This window comes from Pedobacter sp. KH_004 (assembly GCF_057840755.1).
On record NZ_CM174519.1, the window covers coordinates 193,799 to 210,058 of the forward strand.

Genomic DNA, 16,260 nt, shown 5'->3' on the forward strand with positions numbered 1-16,260 from the left:
AAGCTCGCCAAGTTTTCCGCAAAGAAGCGCAAAGTTAAGTGTCCTAGTCTTTGTGTTCTTTGCGCCTTTTCTTTGTGTGCTTTGCGGTTAGATTTTTAAGAAAGTATAACCAAATCAATTTCTTTGGCGGCTAAATTACGCAACAGCTGATTAAAAATTGCCGTTCGCATGATTACCTGGAAAATATTTAAATGTGGCTTTCCAATACAAATGGTGGTGATTTCTTTTTTTGTGGCCATGTTAATAATGGTTTGGGTAATTTGATTGCTTTTTGTTTTCACCACTTCGGCACCTAGTTCTGTAGCGAGTTTAAAATGGTTAATGAGATGGCGTTGTTTATCAAGCTTGATTTTATCAAAGCTTTCTGCATCACTTTGTACGTAGAGTACCATCCAAGGAGAGTGGTAGTAGGAAGCAAGCCTTGCTGTTTTTCGAATAACCACACCAGCAGTTTCCGAATTAGAAGAGATGCAGGCTAAAAACTTTTCCGACCTCAATTTAACTGATTTTGGTATTTCGGTTTTAATTTTCCGCTCCACCTGATGAACTACTTCCTTTAAGGCCAGCTCTCTCAACTGCAAAATTTTATCTGACTGAAAAAAATTCGACAAAGCCTGTTCGAGTTTACTTTTGTCGTAAATTTTGCCTTCTTTTAAACGCGTAACCAATTCATCAGCCGTTAAATCAATATTCACAATCTCATCAGCAATTTCCAAAATTTTATCGGGAATACGTTCCGTTACGCCGATGCCCGTGATGCGTTCGATTTCTTCATTGATACTCTCGAGATGCTGAATATTAACCGCCGAAATAACACTGATGCCAGCTTCCAGCAAATCGAAAACGTCTTGCCAACGTTTGCCGTTTTTACTTCCCCCGGCGTTGGTGTGTGCCAGTTCATCAACCACAACAATTTCAGGGTGCCGATTCAAAATTCCCTGCAAATCCATCTCCTCAATTTCTTTTCCCCGGTAAAAAATTTTCTTCCTGGCAATTAGGGGCAAATCATTTACCAAGGCTTCCGTTTCTGCCCGCCGGTGCGTTTCCACGTAGCCAATGCAAACATCGATGCCGTTGCGTAAAAGCGCATGGCTTTCCTGCAGCATTCGATAGGTTTTGCCTACACCGGCACTCATCCCAATATAAATCTTGAGTTTGCCCCTTCTCGATTTTTGTATGAGTTCGAGAAAATGTTTAACCGAATCGTCTTTTTCTTGCATTGATATTTTACTTTTTGTCATTCTGAGGAACGAAGAATCTGCAACTAATGAGCACTACTCTAACTTTCTCTTTCCCATGGTTTGTGTCCCCACACACCATTACTTGTTTGTTAGCGTTTCGGTCTGTGAGGACAGAGACTGAGGCGTTAGATTGGCGCCGAAATATTCTGTAATTTTAGTGCTCCCGTGGCAGTATTTTTAAAATGAAACAGCAATACTTGCTGTTAATGTTGTATTGACATTAACGGAATTGTTTTCTCTTGCAAAAATTTTGTCCTTGCTGTCATAGGTTTTACCTTCCAATCTGACTACCGCATTTGGAATTGGCGAATAATCTACGTTTAAAGAATAACCTTTCGTTTTAAATCCATTTGTTGTTCCTGTAGATATGAAAATGCCATTTTTGTCTTCGTAATATTCAAACCGACCGGCTACTGCCCATTTTTCTGCAAATTTGTATTGCGCAATAACTACCGGAGAAAATACCTCATTTTTGCTGTGATTGTCTTTTGATTGCTGTTGAGTACCATAATCCAAACCCAGTGTTAGTCCGAATTTATCGCTGAGCTGGAAGATACCATAAATGTTGTGGTAGAAACGGTTTACGCGAACGGAATCTGCGCCCTCTGTTCCCCGGTAATTGCTATAGTTTACCGTAATTTTTGTCGTTGGTTTCCAGGTTAACTGCAAGCCACCCGCAGGTTTATTGTTTCCATTTTGGCGGGTGATTCTTTGCCATCCATTCAGGTAGAGTAGTGTGGCCGTCAATTTTCCATCTTTTGTTTCATAGGTGATTTTAGCTCCAGATTCATAATAAGGTGTGTTTTCCGAAGAAATATTTCTGGTTAAAACCCAGCAGTCTTTCGAAACGGCGCTTTCGAATCCGATGTGTGAGGAAAATATCCCTGCGTCAATCCATAGATTTTCTGTTTTTGAAAGTTTTACGCCAGCGTTAGCTTCAAAAATATTTTTAAGTACGCCAGGCTCTGCGGCTAAATTCGCATTAGTGTAGGTACCGGCCATCAGCGCTAAATTCGCCCTGATTGAACTGCTTTCGTAAGCTGCTTTGATAAAACCCAGGTTTAAATTCACTTCATTCGCCCGGTTGTGCGAGTAAATGAAAGCGGGTCTGTTATGGTCGGCTGGTTTGTTAAAATCGTAACCATAGTAAGTTTCTAGGTAACCAGAGAACTTTACTTTGGGTTCATCTTGTGCTAAAGTAGTTAGAGATGCTGTTAATGTTGCGATAAGGGTGATTAATTTTTTCATTTCGATTAAGTGATTGCTGATTTTCCTTCGGGATGATTACACGGATCTAAGGATTACACAGATTTTTTACACGGTCGTCATTGCGAGGCACGAAGCAATCCTACAACGAAAGTTATAAAGCAGCGAGTGCATTAAGATTGCTTCGTGCCTTGCAATGACGGCATTTTTTGTTACAAGTTATCTAATGCCAAATTCAGTTTCAAAACATTTACTGATGATGGACCGAATAATCCAAATAAAGGTTGTAGGGTGTTCATAGCCACTAATTCCTTCACTTTTTGTTGACTGATATTTCTAGCTTTGGCTACTCTTGCTATCTGAATTTCTGCACCTTGCTCGGAGATATTTGGGTCTAAACCACTGCCCGATGCCGTAACCATATCAGCAGGAATATTTGATTTTTGTAAGCCAGGATTATATTTCAAAAGGGTATCAACTCTGGATTGAACTTCTTTTAAATAATCAGGATTGGATGGTCCTTTGTTTGAGCCGGCCGAGCCTGCAGCATTGTAATTAACAGCCGATGGTCTGCCCCAGAAGTATTCGGGTTTGGTAAAAGATTGGCCCAATAATTCGTAGCCGATTGTTTTGCCATTTTTTACAATTTTCTCGCCCCCGCCATTTCCTCGGGCAAGTTTTCCAGCTATAGCAATACTGATGGGGTAGATGATGCATAATAATACGATTAAAACTAAGGTTAAGCGTAGCGATTGTATGATGTATTTTTTCATTTTATTTAAATTTTAAGAGAAATAAGTAGTTGTTGATATTGAGAAATGGGTAGTAGTGAATAGAGAACAGATTTTAATTTTTTAATGAAATGGATTTTGGAATTAGGAAATAGGTATTGGTAAACGGGCTAATTGCCATTATTTATTGAATCTATTCTCTATTTACAATTCTCTATTCCTCATTTTTAAACAAATAAGCCAATTACTAAATCAATTAATTTGATGCCGATAAACGGAGCGACAATACCTCCGATGCCATAGATAAATAAGTTTCTGCGGAGCAAAGCCGTAGCGCCAATTGGCTTGTAAGCCACGCCTTTAAGCGCCAGTGGAATTAGTATAGGAATGATAATCGCATTGAAAATCACTGCCGACATAATCGCACTTTCGGGTGTGTGCAAGCCCATAATGTTTAAACTTTGCAAGGCAGGAATGGATGCAATAAATAAGGCAGGAACAATAGCGAAATACTTAGCCACATCGTTTGCGATAGAGAAAGTAGTTAGCGTGCCACGGGTAATTAACAGCTGTTTTCCAATTTCTACAATTTCAATTAATTTGGTTGGATCATTGTCCAAATCTACCATGTTACCAGCTTCTTTAGCAGCTTGTGTTCCGCTATTCATGGCCACACCAACATCTGCCTGCGCAAGTGCAGGCGCATCATTGGTACCGTCGCCCATCATTGCAACAAGTTTGCCTAAGGCCTGCTCGTCTTTAATGTAGTTCATTTTATCCTCTGGTTTTGCTTCTGCGATAAAATCGTCTACACCTGCTTTTTCGGCGATGTATTTAGCAGTTAATGGATTATCGCCCGTTACCATTACTGTTTTAACACCCATTTTGCGTAAACGCTCAAACCGTTCGCTAATGCCTGGTTTAATGATATCCTGCAATTCGATTACGCCTAAAGCTTTTTCATTTTCAGAAACCACTAGTGGCGTTCCGCCGTTGGTTGCAATGCTTTTTACATGGTCTGCAATATCCGAAGGAAAAATATTTCCTGCTTTTTCAACAATATTTCTAATAGAATCGAACGCACCTTTTCTAATCCTTCTTCCGTCGGCAGTATCTAATCCGCTGGAGCGTGTTTCGGCTGTAAACTTAATAAATGTTGAACCTGCTGGTGTGCCTGAATTTTTAAAGCCCTGCTCGTTTGCCAACTCAATAATTGATTTTCCTTCTGGTGTTTCATCAGCCAAAGAACTTAAAACACATGCATCGGTAAAATCTTTAATCACTACGCCGGCAGTTGGGTAGAAGTTGGTTGCTTTGCGATTTCCGATGGTGATCGTTCCGGTTTTATCCAATAATAGAACATCAATATCGCCAGCGGTTTCCACCGCTTTACCTGATTTGGTAATCACGTTTGCTCTTAAAGCTCTGTCCATTCCGGCAATGCCGATGGCTGATAATAAGCCGCCAATAGTAGTGGGGATTAAGCAAACGAAAAGTGAAATTAAAGCTGCAATGGTAATCGGTGTATTTGCGTAATCGGCAAATGGTTTTAACGTTACACAAACGATGATAAACACTAAGGTAAAACTGGCCAGTAAAATTGTTAACGCGATTTCATTTGGAGTTTTCTGGCGGGACGCACCTTCTACCAAGGCAATCATTTTATCTAAAAAACTTTCGCCTGGAGCTGTACTCACCTGAACTTTTATTTCATCAGATAACACTTTGGTTCCGCCGGTCACTGAAGATTTATCGCCACCTGATTCACGAATTACCGGGGCAGATTCTCCGGTAATGGCCGACTCATCAATGATAGCAATGCCTTCGATAATTTCGCCATCGGTTGGAATCGTGTCACCCGTTTCGCAAACAAAAACATCGCCTTTTTTTAATTGATTTGACGAACGAATTTCAATCGTTCCGTTAGCTAAAAGTACTTTTGCTGGCGTTTCTTCGCGTGTTTTACGTAAGCTATCGGCCTGGGCTTTTCCTCTTGCTTCGGCAATCGCCTCTGCGAAATTGGCAAACAAAACGGTTAACAGAAGTACCAGGAAGATGAAAAAATTATATAGAAAGGAGCCTTGTCCGCTGTGGTTAAAAGAATAGACCGTAACGTAGGCCATCACGAGTGTGCCTACCTCCACGGTAAACATCACCGGGTTGCGAACCATTAATCTGGGATCTAGTTTGATGAAAGATTGTTTCAATGCAGTTTGCACTAAAGCAGGTTCGAACAATTTATTATTGGGTTTCATTTTGAGTTTTAATTAAGTGATTTCACAGATTAAAATGATTTCACAGATTCTTATCATGTAATTTGTCATGCTGAGCTTGTCGAAGCACCGAATCATTTCGACAGGCTAAATGTGACAACTATATCTATTTGAGCATTGAAAAATATTCTGCTAACGGTCCTAGGGCCAGTGCTGGAAAGTAAGACAATGCATTGAGCACTAAAATCACGGCAAAAGTCATTAAGGCAAAGGTTTTTGTATCGGTTTTTAATGTTCCGGCAGATTCAGGAATGAACTTTTTAGCGCCAAGCAAACCTGCAATTGCAACCGGACCAATAATGGGTAAGAAACGACCCAGAAAAATAATAACTCCGGTAAGTAGGTTCCAGAATACATTATTATCGCCTAAACCTTCAAAGCCAGAGCCATTGTTGGCGTTAGCGGAAGTAACCTCGTACAACATTTCGGAGAAACCATGGAAGCCTGGATTATTTAACCAGTTATTCGGCTGTGTTGCCCAACCTGCATCGGCATAATTGGCAAACACGTAACTCGAAATCGCCGTGCCAGCGAGGATCAAAAACGGACTTAATAAAGTGATGATCGCCGCAATTTTGATTTCTCTGGCTTCCACCTTGTGACCTAAAAATTCTGGCGTTCTGCCCACCATTAATCCTGAAATAAAAACTGCGATTATTAAATAGATAAAATAGTTTAGCAAGCCAACGCCACAACCACCATACAAGCCGTTAATCATCATGGCCAGCAATTGCCATAAACCTGTTAGCGGCATCGTGCTATCATGCATGCCATTAACCGAACCTGTAGAAATTACGGTAGTTAATGTGCTCCAATATGCAGTTGCGGCAGGTCCGAAACGAACCTCTTTGCCCTCCATTGCACCTGTAGTTTGTGCAATTCCCATTTTGGTTAGCGCTGGGTTTCCACCAAGTTCCGAGTTCAGGGTTGGAATCATCAGCATAAATAAACCGATGGTCATCACGCCGAAAATTGTCCAGCCTAGTTTTTTTCTTCTGATGAAATAGCCGAAAGCGATAACCATGGCAATTGGAATAATTACCTGGGCAATCATTTCGACCATATTGGTTAAATAACTTGGGTTTTCGAATGGGTGGGCAGAATTTGCACCGAAATACCCACCGCCATTCGTTCCCAAATGTTTTATGGCAATCATTTGCGCCGCTGGTCCACGAGAAGCATTTATAGTATCACCTTGTACAGAAAGGAATTGATCTTTAGCATCGTAACTGGCCGGGGTTCCGTTAAAGGTTAAAATTAGCGCAATAGCAATGGATAAAGGCATCAGTAATCTGGTAATTGCCTTTACAAAAAACTCCCAAAAATTACCAAGTAAGGTGGTTGTTTTATCTCTAAAAGCTTTAAATAATACAACAGCCGCGGCAATACCGGTAGCGGCACTTACAAACTGAAGAAACATCAGTACAAATTGTTGAGTGAGATAGCTGACGCCACTTTCGCCTGAGTAATGTTGAAGGTTACAGTTAGCTACGAAGCTAATAATTGTATTGAAAGCTAAATCTGGCGTCATACCAGGGTTACCATCAGGATTAAATGGTAGCTTATTTTGAAATATCAGCATTAAAAAACCGTAAACCAACCACAAGATATTTATGGTTAGTAAAGCTTTTAGCTGTTGTTTCCAGTTCATTTGCTCTTTAATATTGATGCCGGATAATTTGTAGATTCCATTTTCGAGCGGCTTTAAAAAGTCTGTCCAAACTTTTTCTCCTGCAAAAACCTTCGCCAAATATTTCCCCAAAGGGATGGCGATAATTAAGGTTAAGAGGAATGTGGCGATGATGCCAATTAATTCAGTGTTCATTTTTTTTGTTTTTGGAGAATAGGAAATTAGGAATGGCGATGTGGGCAATAGGAAATAGGTATTTGGAAATAGGCAATCATTTCCTATTTCGTATTCTCCCTTGCCTGGGGTATTTGAAAGTAGACTATCATTCTATTTTTTCTATTTCCCATTGCCTAGAATATCTGTAAATAGGCTATTTTTTATTTCCGATTCTCCATTCCCCGCTATCCATATTCTCTGTTTTTAAAATTTTTCGGGTTTAATCAAAACGTAAATCATATAGATAAATACGGCGATTGCGATGATGAATAGTGCTAACATGGCTTTAAATTTTTTCGAACCAATCAATTGATTTGTAAGTTGCCCAACAGAGCAGAAGGATTACGAGTAATAGGATAATTGTCATAACTTATTGTTTTATGAAATGCCTATTGCCAACTCTTATGCCGATGAGTATGAAAAAATTTTAGTTTGCTGATTGTTAGTTGTTTATGTGTTTTAGTGGAGTTTTAAGCATAAAAAAACCCTTCCATTTTGGAAGGGTTTTTTTCGTTTCGGAGTGATCTCTCAAAAACTGCTGAAGCAAAATTTAAAAGTAACTTGTTGCTTTCAACTCAAAAAAAATCAAATTGCCGCTTAAGATGAAGCAATGATCTTACAATTCTCCAATGCCATATTCTTCAATTTTTCGGTACAGTGTGGTTAAGCCAATCCCCAACAATCTCGAGGTTTCTGTTTTGTTCCCTTTGGTGTGGATCAATACCTTTTGGATGTGCTGTTTTTCTATTTGATTTAAGTTAAATTTATTTTCCTGAGCGGTAAATTCAAAAAAATCAGGTGGAAGTGCTGCAATGTTTAGTTGTGTTCCATCAGAAAGAATGACCATTCTTTCAATTACATTTTTTAGTTCGCGAATATTTCCTTTCCAACTATACTGCTGAAAAGCATTTAATATATTGTCGGTCATTTTCAATTCTGGCCGGTTAACTTTGATCGAAAATTCGCTCAGGTAATGTGCTGCCAAAGCAGTTATGTCGGCTTTTCTTTCTCTTAGTGGTGGTAGCGTTATTGTAAAAACAGAAAGTCGGTAATAAAGGTCAGCTCTGAATTTACCTTCTGCTGCCTCAACTTTTAAATCTTTATTTGTTGCCGCAAGCACACGCACATTCACCTGCTGCGTTAAAGTATCGCCCACTTTAATAAAACTTTGGTTTTCCAGCACCCGAAGAAGTTTGGCCTGTAAATCGAGATTCATTTCGCCAATTTCATCGAGAAACAAAGTACCGCCATTCGCTTCTTCCAATAAGCCCTTTTTATCTTTATTTGCTCCTGTAAATGCACCAGCCTTATACCCGAAAAGTTCACTTTCCAGCAATTCTGGAGAAAAACCACTACAATTCAACGCAATAAAAGGCTTGGCAGCTCTTGGACTTTCCTGATGAATAGACTGGGCAAAAACTTCTTTTCCTGTTCCTGTTTCGCCCAAAAGTAAAACGGTAGTATCTGTTTTACTTACCCGCTTTGCTAGATCAATGGCCTCTTTTAATGCTTTTGATTGGCCGATAATTGTTGCGAAACTATGCTTCGAATTTACCTTCTTATCAAGTTCAAAAATACGTTGCTGAAGGTTAGCCTTTTCCATTGCCCTATAAAGCAACGGAATGATTTTTTCGTTGTCATCTCCCTTTACAAGATAATCGAAAGCGCCGTTTTTTATGGCTAAAACACCATCAGCAATGGTGCCATATGCTGTAAGATTAATCACTTCGGTATAAGGCTTCAGCGATTTTATATCTTTTACCAACGCTACGCCATTTACATCCGGCAACTTCACATCACTGATAACTATGCTTACATCATTGTTTTTTAAAAGATTTAAGCCTTCTTTACCGGTATTCGCCTGAAGGGTTTTAAAGCCTTCCAGCTCAATAATTCTTGAAAGCAGGCTGCAGATTTTCTTTTCATCATCAATGATGAGGACGATGCCGTTCATAGGTGTAATTTATGGTGCAATATTAAGGATTAATAATTATTCTTTATTTGTACCTTTTTCATTTCTACTACGCTAAATAAAACCATTTTAAGCATCTTTGTCTCACAAAGCAAATTCTATGTTTAAAAAGCTAACCCTGGTATTCATTTCCTGTTTCATCTTTTTTTTCTCTTTCGCTCAACAAATTAGGCCAGCAAAGTCATCTGAAATTTTTCGTGAAATTAAAACACTTCGGCATATTCCAAAGGTTCTTTACCTCGCGGCACATCCCGATGATGAAAATACCGGTTTGTTATCATGGCTAATAAATGAACAAAATGTAGAAACTGCGTATTTGTCATTAACCAGAGGTGATGGAGGGCAGAATTTATTAGGAACCGAACAGGGTGCTGCTTTGGGATTAATCAGAACGCATGAGTTGTTGGAGGCCAGGAAACTGGACGGGGCACAACAGTTTTTTACCCGGGCAATTGATTTTGGCTTCTCTAAAAATACCGATGATACTTTTAAACAGTGGGATGCGGATAGCATTACCGCAGATGTAGTTTGGGTAATCAGAAAATTCAGACCCGATGTAATTATTTGTCGTTTTCCACCAACTGCGGCTGCAGGACATGGGCAACATGCGGCATCTGCGGTGGTTGCCGAAAAGGCATTTAAAGCAGCTGCAGATAAAACCATGTTTCCAAACCAGTTGAAGTATGTTGATGTTTGGCAACCGAAAAGATTGCTTTGGAACACTTTTCGTTTTGGTTTGGTAAATACAACCTCCGAAAATCAATTGAAAGTTACGGTAGGGCAATTCGATCCACAACTCGGAATGGGTTATGGCGAACTTGCTGGTTTAAGCCGAAGTTTACATAAAAGCCAGGGAGCGGGAACGCAATCTGTAGCCGGCGTCAGGACAGAATATTTTACCCATGTTATGGGCGTCCAGGCAAGAGAAAGTCTTTTTGATAAAATTCCGCTTAATTGGTCTGAAAAAGGAATTGATAACATTGATGAGTTGATTGATATTATCCTGTTATCTTTCGATTATAATCATCCAGATAAAAGTCTACATGGCTTGTTAATGTTACGTCAGAGAATTTCTGAAATTCAGGATGCGAGCTTGAAGAAGGATAAACTGAATGCCATAGACCACATTATTTTAAGCTGTACTGGTTTTATGGGCGAAGTGGTAACTAACCAGGCAGAGGCTATTGCAGGCAACAGCTACAATTTCAGCTTAAATGTAATTTCGAGAGGGGCTCCACCAGTAATTCTTGAACAAGTTAATTGGATCACTCAAACTGATGTATTAAATAAAAGGATTTCTGGAGATTCGCTGATCAACATCCAGCGTAAAATTCAAATCCCTTTAAATGCTGCGCTTACAGAACCTTACTGGTTAGAAAAGCCGGCGAAAAATGCAGCAACATTTAGCGTGCCCAATGATACCTTGATCGGTTTGCCAGAGCTTGCATCGCCATTAAATGTTTCGGTTGTTTTAAAAATCGGAAGCGAAAAGTTTACGGTTAAACTTCCACTGTCATATAAAAAACTCGACCCGGTAAAGGGTGATGTGGTAGAGCAGTTGAGGATTATTCCGGCAATGGATTTAAGTTTTGCCGAACCGGTTTATTTCGCAAAAGAGAAGGAAGATTTGAAAGTAACCCTTCGCTTAAAGGCCAACAAATACATCAATTACGGTAAAGTGATTTTTAGAGTAGAAAATGCAACTATAGCCACTTTTACGGGTATCAATTTACCAGAGAATACCATTACCATTAAAGATTTTATACTGCCTGCTGGCGATCTGGCGAGAATAAAAACTACTCAAAATAAGCTTGAAGTAGTTTTTTCTTCAGAAAATAGTGAGTTTACAAGAGGCCAGGTGCTGATTCAGTATCCACATTTGCCATCATTGCAATACTTTGTTCCAGCCACAACCTGGTTATTAAAAGGCGACGTAAAAGTGTTGGCAAAAAAGGTGGGCTATATCCAAGGTGCAGGAGATTTAATTCCTGAGTTTTTGCGCCAGGCTGGTTTGCAGGTTGATGTTTTAACCGAAGCCGATATTTTAAATCCAAGCAAGTTGGCGTCTTATGATGCCGTAGTAACAGGTGTAAGGGTAATCAACACAGATAAACGGATTAAAAATTGGCAGGTGGCGCTTAAAAGCTATGTAGAAAATGGTGGAACAATCGTGATGCAATACAACACCACTCAAGATATGGCTTTGCAAGATTTTGGCATATATCCATTGAGCATTAGCAGTAAAAGGGTTACAGACGAAAATGCTGCTGTTAAATTTTTTAATCCAAATCATAAACTGTTAAGTTATCCAAATAAAATTACCGCAGAAGATTTTAATGGTTGGGTACAGGAACGAGGCGCTTATTTCCCAGATAAATGGGATGATAAATACGAGACACTTTTCGAAATGAATGATACTGGAGAAGAGCCGTTAAAAGGATCTACATTGTATGCAAAATACGGTAAAGGCCAGTTTATTTACACACCACTTGCATTTTTCAGGCAATTGCCTGCAGGAAATATAGGTGCCGCAAGGTTGTTTTTCAACTTTATATCAGCAGGGAAGTAGGATGAAAAACCAGCTCAAGAATTGGAATACATGGTACGTTTTGCTTGCAATAGCGCTGGTTTTCCAAATTGTATTTTATTACCTGTTTACTAGATTTTGGGCATGAGTAATATCGATTGGTTAGTACTCATCTTTACTCTGCTGGCTGTTGTTGCTTACGGTGTTTTTATCGGCAGGGGGCAAAAAAGTAATGCCTCATACTTAAAAGCCGACAACCAAATGCCTTGGTACATTGTGCTTATAGGCATTATGGCTACCCAAGCCAGTGCCATTACCTTTCTTTCTGCACCCGGGCAAGCCTATACGGATGGCATGCGTTTCGTTCAGTATTATTTTGGTTTGCCATTGGCGATGATCGTCATCTGCATTACCTTCATTCCGATATTTCAGCGACTAAATGTTTATACCGCATATGAATATCTGGAGCAACGTTTCGATAAAAAAACGAGGGTTTTAACCTCGCTGTTATTTTTGTTTTCCAGGGGATTATCAACCGGAATCAGCATCTATGCGCCGAGTATCATTCTATCAAGTGTTTTAAACTGGAATATTTATTTAACCAATGTTTTAACCGGTGGAATCCTATTAATTTACACCTACGTTGGTGGTGCAAAAGCAATCGCCCATACCCAAAAGCTTCAGTTCCTGATCATTCTGGGTACGATGGCATTTGCCGGGTATTTATTGGTTCAAAACATGCCTAATGGCGTTGGTTTCGGCGATGCGCTTTATCTTGCTGGTAAATCCGGAAAGCTGAATGTGATCACTACCGATTTCGACTGGAAAGATAAATACAACATCTGGAGCGGTTTGATCGGTGGATTTTTTCTTGCACTTTCTTATTTCGGTACCGATCAAAGTCAGGTGGGCCGCTACATTACTGCCAAAGATAATACCAATGCCAAAATGGGTTTGCTGTTAAATGGTTTAGTTAAAATTCCCATGCAGTTTGCCATTCTTTTAATCGGTGCATTACTGTTTGCTTTCTTCTCACTAAAACCAGCGCCGATTTATTTCAATGAACGCTCGTATCAATATTTAAAAGAAACACAACCACAGCAGGCTGCCGTTTTCGAGGGCGAACATCAGCTGCTTGAAGAAAAGTTTAATGCCCAGTCGAAGGCTATTTTAGCTCAGCGAGAAAAAAACTCTCCAGAATTAAATGCTTCGATTGCGAATTTTAAAGAAACCCAAAAAGATGTTAAAGATTTGCACAGTAGGGTAGAGGTGGCCATTAATAAAGCAAATTTTAATGCCGAGAAAACGGATACCAATTATATTTTTCTGTATTTCGTTAAAAATACTTTGCCAGTGGGTATGATTGGGTTGTTGTTTGCCGTTATCTTTTTAGCCAGCTGGGGCTCTATTTCAGCGGCCTTAAATTCATTGGCCGCCTGTTCATTAAAAGATGTGCATCTAATGTTCAGTAAGCGAGCCATGGACGATGCCACGGAGCTAAAGTACAGTAGGTTACATACTTTGGGTTGGGGGATATTTTCTATTGCTGTAGCCATGTTTGCCACACAAATGGGTTCACTTATTGAGGCGGTAAACGTTCTTGGTTCTCTTTTCTATGGTCCTATTCTCGGTATTTTCCTGGTTGCTTTTTATTTCAAGAAAATTAACGGATCAATTGTTTTTATCTCAGCTATCCTGGCTGAAATTGTGGTTGTCGGCGTTTATGAATTTGATGTGGTATCATTCCTTTGGTTAAACGTAGTCGGTGCCGCTGCAGTAATAATTTTTTCGACTTTAGGATTATTATTTTATCGTCGCAAAGCATTAGATTCGTAAACTCAAAACAACAAAAACAAATAAATAATATTACTATGAAAACGATGATTAAATCTGTTGCATTGCTTTTTACCGCAATAACGATTTCAGTAAGTGCAATGGCGCAAGATGCCGCTCAGCCAAAACCAAGTCCTGCGGCTACTGCAACAGGAAAAGTTAAAGGTGCTACCATCACTATCGCTTATAGCAGCCCTGCTGTTAAAGGACGTAAAATTTGGGGAGGTTTAGAAGCTTACGATAAAGTATGGCGTGCAGGTGCCAATGAGGCGACCACTTTTACCACTGATAAAGATATTATGGTTGAAGGTAAAACACTTGCTGCTGGAAAATATAGCTTCTTTTTAATTCCAAAAGAAAGCGGTACCTGGACAGCAATTTTTAATAAAGAACCAAAGCAATGGGGTGCATATAAATACGAAGAGGCAAAAGATGCTTTACGTGTTGAGGTGAAAACCAAACCTTTAAAAGCTACTCAAGAGCGTTTAATTTATAAAATCACTAAAACTGGTTTTTCTTTAGATTGGGATAAAATATCTGTTCCGGTAACGATCAAGTAAGCAGCTAAACAATTTTTTATAAGCCATTTCGGAAACACCGGAATGGCTTTTTTTTGTGTGCGCCGGGCATGGCAATCGACTATAGGGTTAGAGTCCCGAACACGCTTAGCAGTAGGAAGGTACTATCTATAAATACAAGTTATTCCCAATATTTTTTAACTTTGTTTTCAATAGAGGAGACATAGGGTGATCATTCATTGGTATGCCTACCTTGCGTAGTTCGGATCGGGTTTCTGACTAGATTGGAACTATCTATTTTTCTATCGCTTTGATGGTTAGTTTTGATCATTAGATTGGCTCAAATATCATTGTTTGCTCATGTTTTTGTTGGCTATAATTTTCATTAAAAGCTTGGTCATTTTTCCATAATGTGTAAATTGTCGTTAGAAGCTTTTTCTGTACCGCGACGTAACTTTTCATTTTAATACCTTGTTTCGCTACTGTTCGTTCGTACAGGTCTGTAAAGGGCCGAACGTTGTTTCTTACTACGCAAAACGCTGGCATATGCAGTATTCTGCGTATCCGACCATTGCCCTTTTTTGACATCCTTGTTTTTCCGATATGATTCCCAGACTGATTCTCTACCACATCATATCCGGCGAAACTGATCAGTTGTCGCGCATTGCTGAACAGCAGGAAGCCGTTGGTCTCAGCTAAAAGGGTTGCTACGGTTTTGACGCCAACGCCTTTAATTTGGCAGATTTGTTCGACCTTGTTTGAAACATCGGGTTCAGTCAGTATGTGTTGTGCCAGCATTTTCTGACAATCATCCATCTGCTTTTCCAATAGCCTTAGTTGCGATTTTAACTGATTAATCACACCCTCGTTCAGGTACATGCCTTGCTCACTGGCGTGTAGACGATTATTGATGACTGTTTTTAGCTCTTGTAAGCTTTGGTCATGCCTGGTAAGTTCCCTCAACTGATAGAAATATTCACCCAATGGCTGCCAAACTTCAAGTGATTTCTCAGCCCCCATCTGAGCAAGACCTTTTGAATCAATCCTGTCATTCTTAGACTTTGCCCCTGAAGCCTGTAGATATTTTTTGGCCTTGTTAGGAAGGATAATGGATATGGTATAACCAGCCTTGTAAAGGTATAGGGCACAGTTCTCGTAATATACTCCGGTGGCCTCCATGCATACAACCAACGGAATATCTCTATGTTTCCATTGGCGTTCTATCCAACCCTCTAAGTCCTGGAATCCCTTTTGGCTATTACTTACTTTACGGATACACTTAACTGTTACTTTTTGAATGGCATCTATAATTGAAATACAGCAGTGGATATCCTTTGCTGATATGTCCATACCTAATGAATACTTTAACATAATTTTCCTTTAATCGTTATTGAATCCAAAAACAGAATTCTCCGTATAGCCATCTCTCATGATTTTATACAGGATTATCCAACTTCAGCGGATATCCCTAAGTACTATTCCGGCTAAATCGGAAAGAAATCAAAGCAGACCTATCTTCCTATCAACATCGAAATATATTCGTGTCTGGTGTTAGCTCGAGTTGCTGCTTTGGTTCTGTTTTGTTCTTCAAATATATTATTGTTCAAAGATATGAGTGTTAGCTAGAGACAAGGGTGTCGTGGGTGACTGCGAATCTGAAGGAAGTCCGCGGCAAATATGGGGGCTTACGAACAGAAACTGTATACGAGGCGGATTTAGTCCGGGTGATGTTGCCCAACAAACAGAAGCCCAATACTCCACGGGGACTATTACGTAAATACAGAGGCCACATCCATAGGAAGTAGATTGTCTTACCCAGGGAGATCTGAATGAGTTCTGTTGAGTGTAAGCGCGATTACAGGAGAGGAAACATTTAGCGGGAACGTTCAATGACTCACTCAGAAGTTAGCAGCGGTAATAGTACTGCGTTTTAGGGTGCAGGAAGGACCAAATGTTGAAATGGCAAAGGAAACAGGAAGTTTATGGTAGAGCGTTCACAGCAGAACCACATTAGCGAACTGCTTATATGAGGGTAGGACGGAATCCGAGAGTAAAATATAAGAGGAGCTGAGCCGAGCCGTGCAACCAATGGGCACAATGCCTGGCAATAGGT

The 16,260-nt window shown here is 39.7% G+C and carries 11 protein-coding genes; 3 read left to right on the plus strand and 8 right to left on the minus strand.

The window, feature by feature from the left end; translation table 11 throughout:
- Positions 1 to 95 precede the first annotated feature (95 nt).
- The 7 genes from AC3ITD_RS00865 to AC3ITD_RS00895 form a co-directional block, all read right to left on the minus strand.
- Positions 96 to 1,220, minus strand: a complete 1,125-nt coding sequence (locus tag AC3ITD_RS00865; RefSeq protein ID WP_489363243.1) for a sensor protein KdpD — start codon at positions 1,218 to 1,220, stop codon at positions 96 to 98.
- Positions 1,221 to 1,418: 198 nt separating this feature from the next.
- Positions 1,419 to 2,489: a porin gene (locus tag AC3ITD_RS00870; protein ID WP_489363245.1), complete on the minus strand. Its 1,071-nt coding sequence runs from the start codon at positions 2,487 to 2,489 to the stop codon at positions 1,419 to 1,421.
- Between the two features lie 170 nt (positions 2,490 to 2,659).
- Positions 2,660 to 3,220: a potassium-transporting ATPase subunit KdpC gene (gene kdpC / locus AC3ITD_RS00875; RefSeq protein ID WP_489363247.1), complete on the minus strand. Its 561-nt coding sequence runs from the start codon at positions 3,218 to 3,220 to the stop codon at positions 2,660 to 2,662.
- A gap of 185 nt (positions 3,221 to 3,405) precedes the next feature.
- Positions 3,406 to 5,433 carry a potassium-transporting ATPase subunit KdpB gene (kdpB, locus tag AC3ITD_RS00880; protein ID WP_489363248.1) on the minus strand — a complete coding sequence of 676 codons (2,028 nt, stop codon included), beginning with the start codon at positions 5,431 to 5,433 and terminating at the stop codon, positions 3,406 to 3,408.
- Between the two features lie 124 nt (positions 5,434 to 5,557).
- The gene (gene kdpA / locus AC3ITD_RS00885; RefSeq protein WP_489363250.1) at positions 5,558 to 7,276 is read right to left on the minus strand and encodes a potassium-transporting ATPase subunit KdpA; all 1,719 of its coding nucleotides are present in this window, start codon (positions 7,274 to 7,276) and stop codon (positions 5,558 to 5,560) included.
- 225 nt (positions 7,277 to 7,501) lie between these two features.
- A complete protein-coding gene (locus AC3ITD_RS00890; protein WP_082468366.1) occupies positions 7,502 to 7,579 on the minus strand; it encodes a potassium-transporting ATPase subunit F in 78 nt (25 codons plus the stop codon).
- Between the two features lie 334 nt (positions 7,580 to 7,913).
- The gene (locus AC3ITD_RS00895; RefSeq protein WP_489363252.1) at positions 7,914 to 9,251 is read right to left on the minus strand and encodes a sigma-54-dependent transcriptional regulator; all 1,338 of its coding nucleotides are present in this window, start codon (positions 9,249 to 9,251) and stop codon (positions 7,914 to 7,916) included.
- 118 nt (positions 9,252 to 9,369) lie between these two features.
- On the opposite strand from AC3ITD_RS00895, the gene AC3ITD_RS00900 reads away from it, so the two are divergent.
- From AC3ITD_RS00900 to AC3ITD_RS00910, 3 genes are all read left to right on the plus strand, one after another.
- Positions 9,370 to 11,838: a PIG-L family deacetylase gene (locus AC3ITD_RS00900; RefSeq protein ID WP_489363254.1), complete on the plus strand. Its 2,469-nt coding sequence runs from the start codon at positions 9,370 to 9,372 to the stop codon at positions 11,836 to 11,838.
- A 102-nt stretch (positions 11,839 to 11,940) separates the two neighbouring features.
- Complete coding sequence (locus AC3ITD_RS00905; protein ID WP_489363256.1) at positions 11,941 to 13,632, plus strand: sodium:solute symporter family protein; 1,692 nt, start codon at positions 11,941 to 11,943, stop codon at positions 13,630 to 13,632.
- A gap of 35 nt (positions 13,633 to 13,667) precedes the next feature.
- Complete coding sequence (locus AC3ITD_RS00910; protein WP_265798147.1) at positions 13,668 to 14,189, plus strand: DUF2911 domain-containing protein; 522 nt, start codon at positions 13,668 to 13,670, stop codon at positions 14,187 to 14,189.
- A 288-nt stretch (positions 14,190 to 14,477) separates the two neighbouring features.
- On the opposite strand, the gene AC3ITD_RS00915 is transcribed toward AC3ITD_RS00910, so the two are convergent.
- Positions 14,478 to 15,518, minus strand: coding sequence for an IS110 family RNA-guided transposase (locus AC3ITD_RS00915; protein WP_489363259.1), 1,041 nt, complete (start codon positions 15,516 to 15,518; stop codon positions 14,478 to 14,480).
- Positions 15,519 to 16,260: the final 742 nt, after the last annotated feature.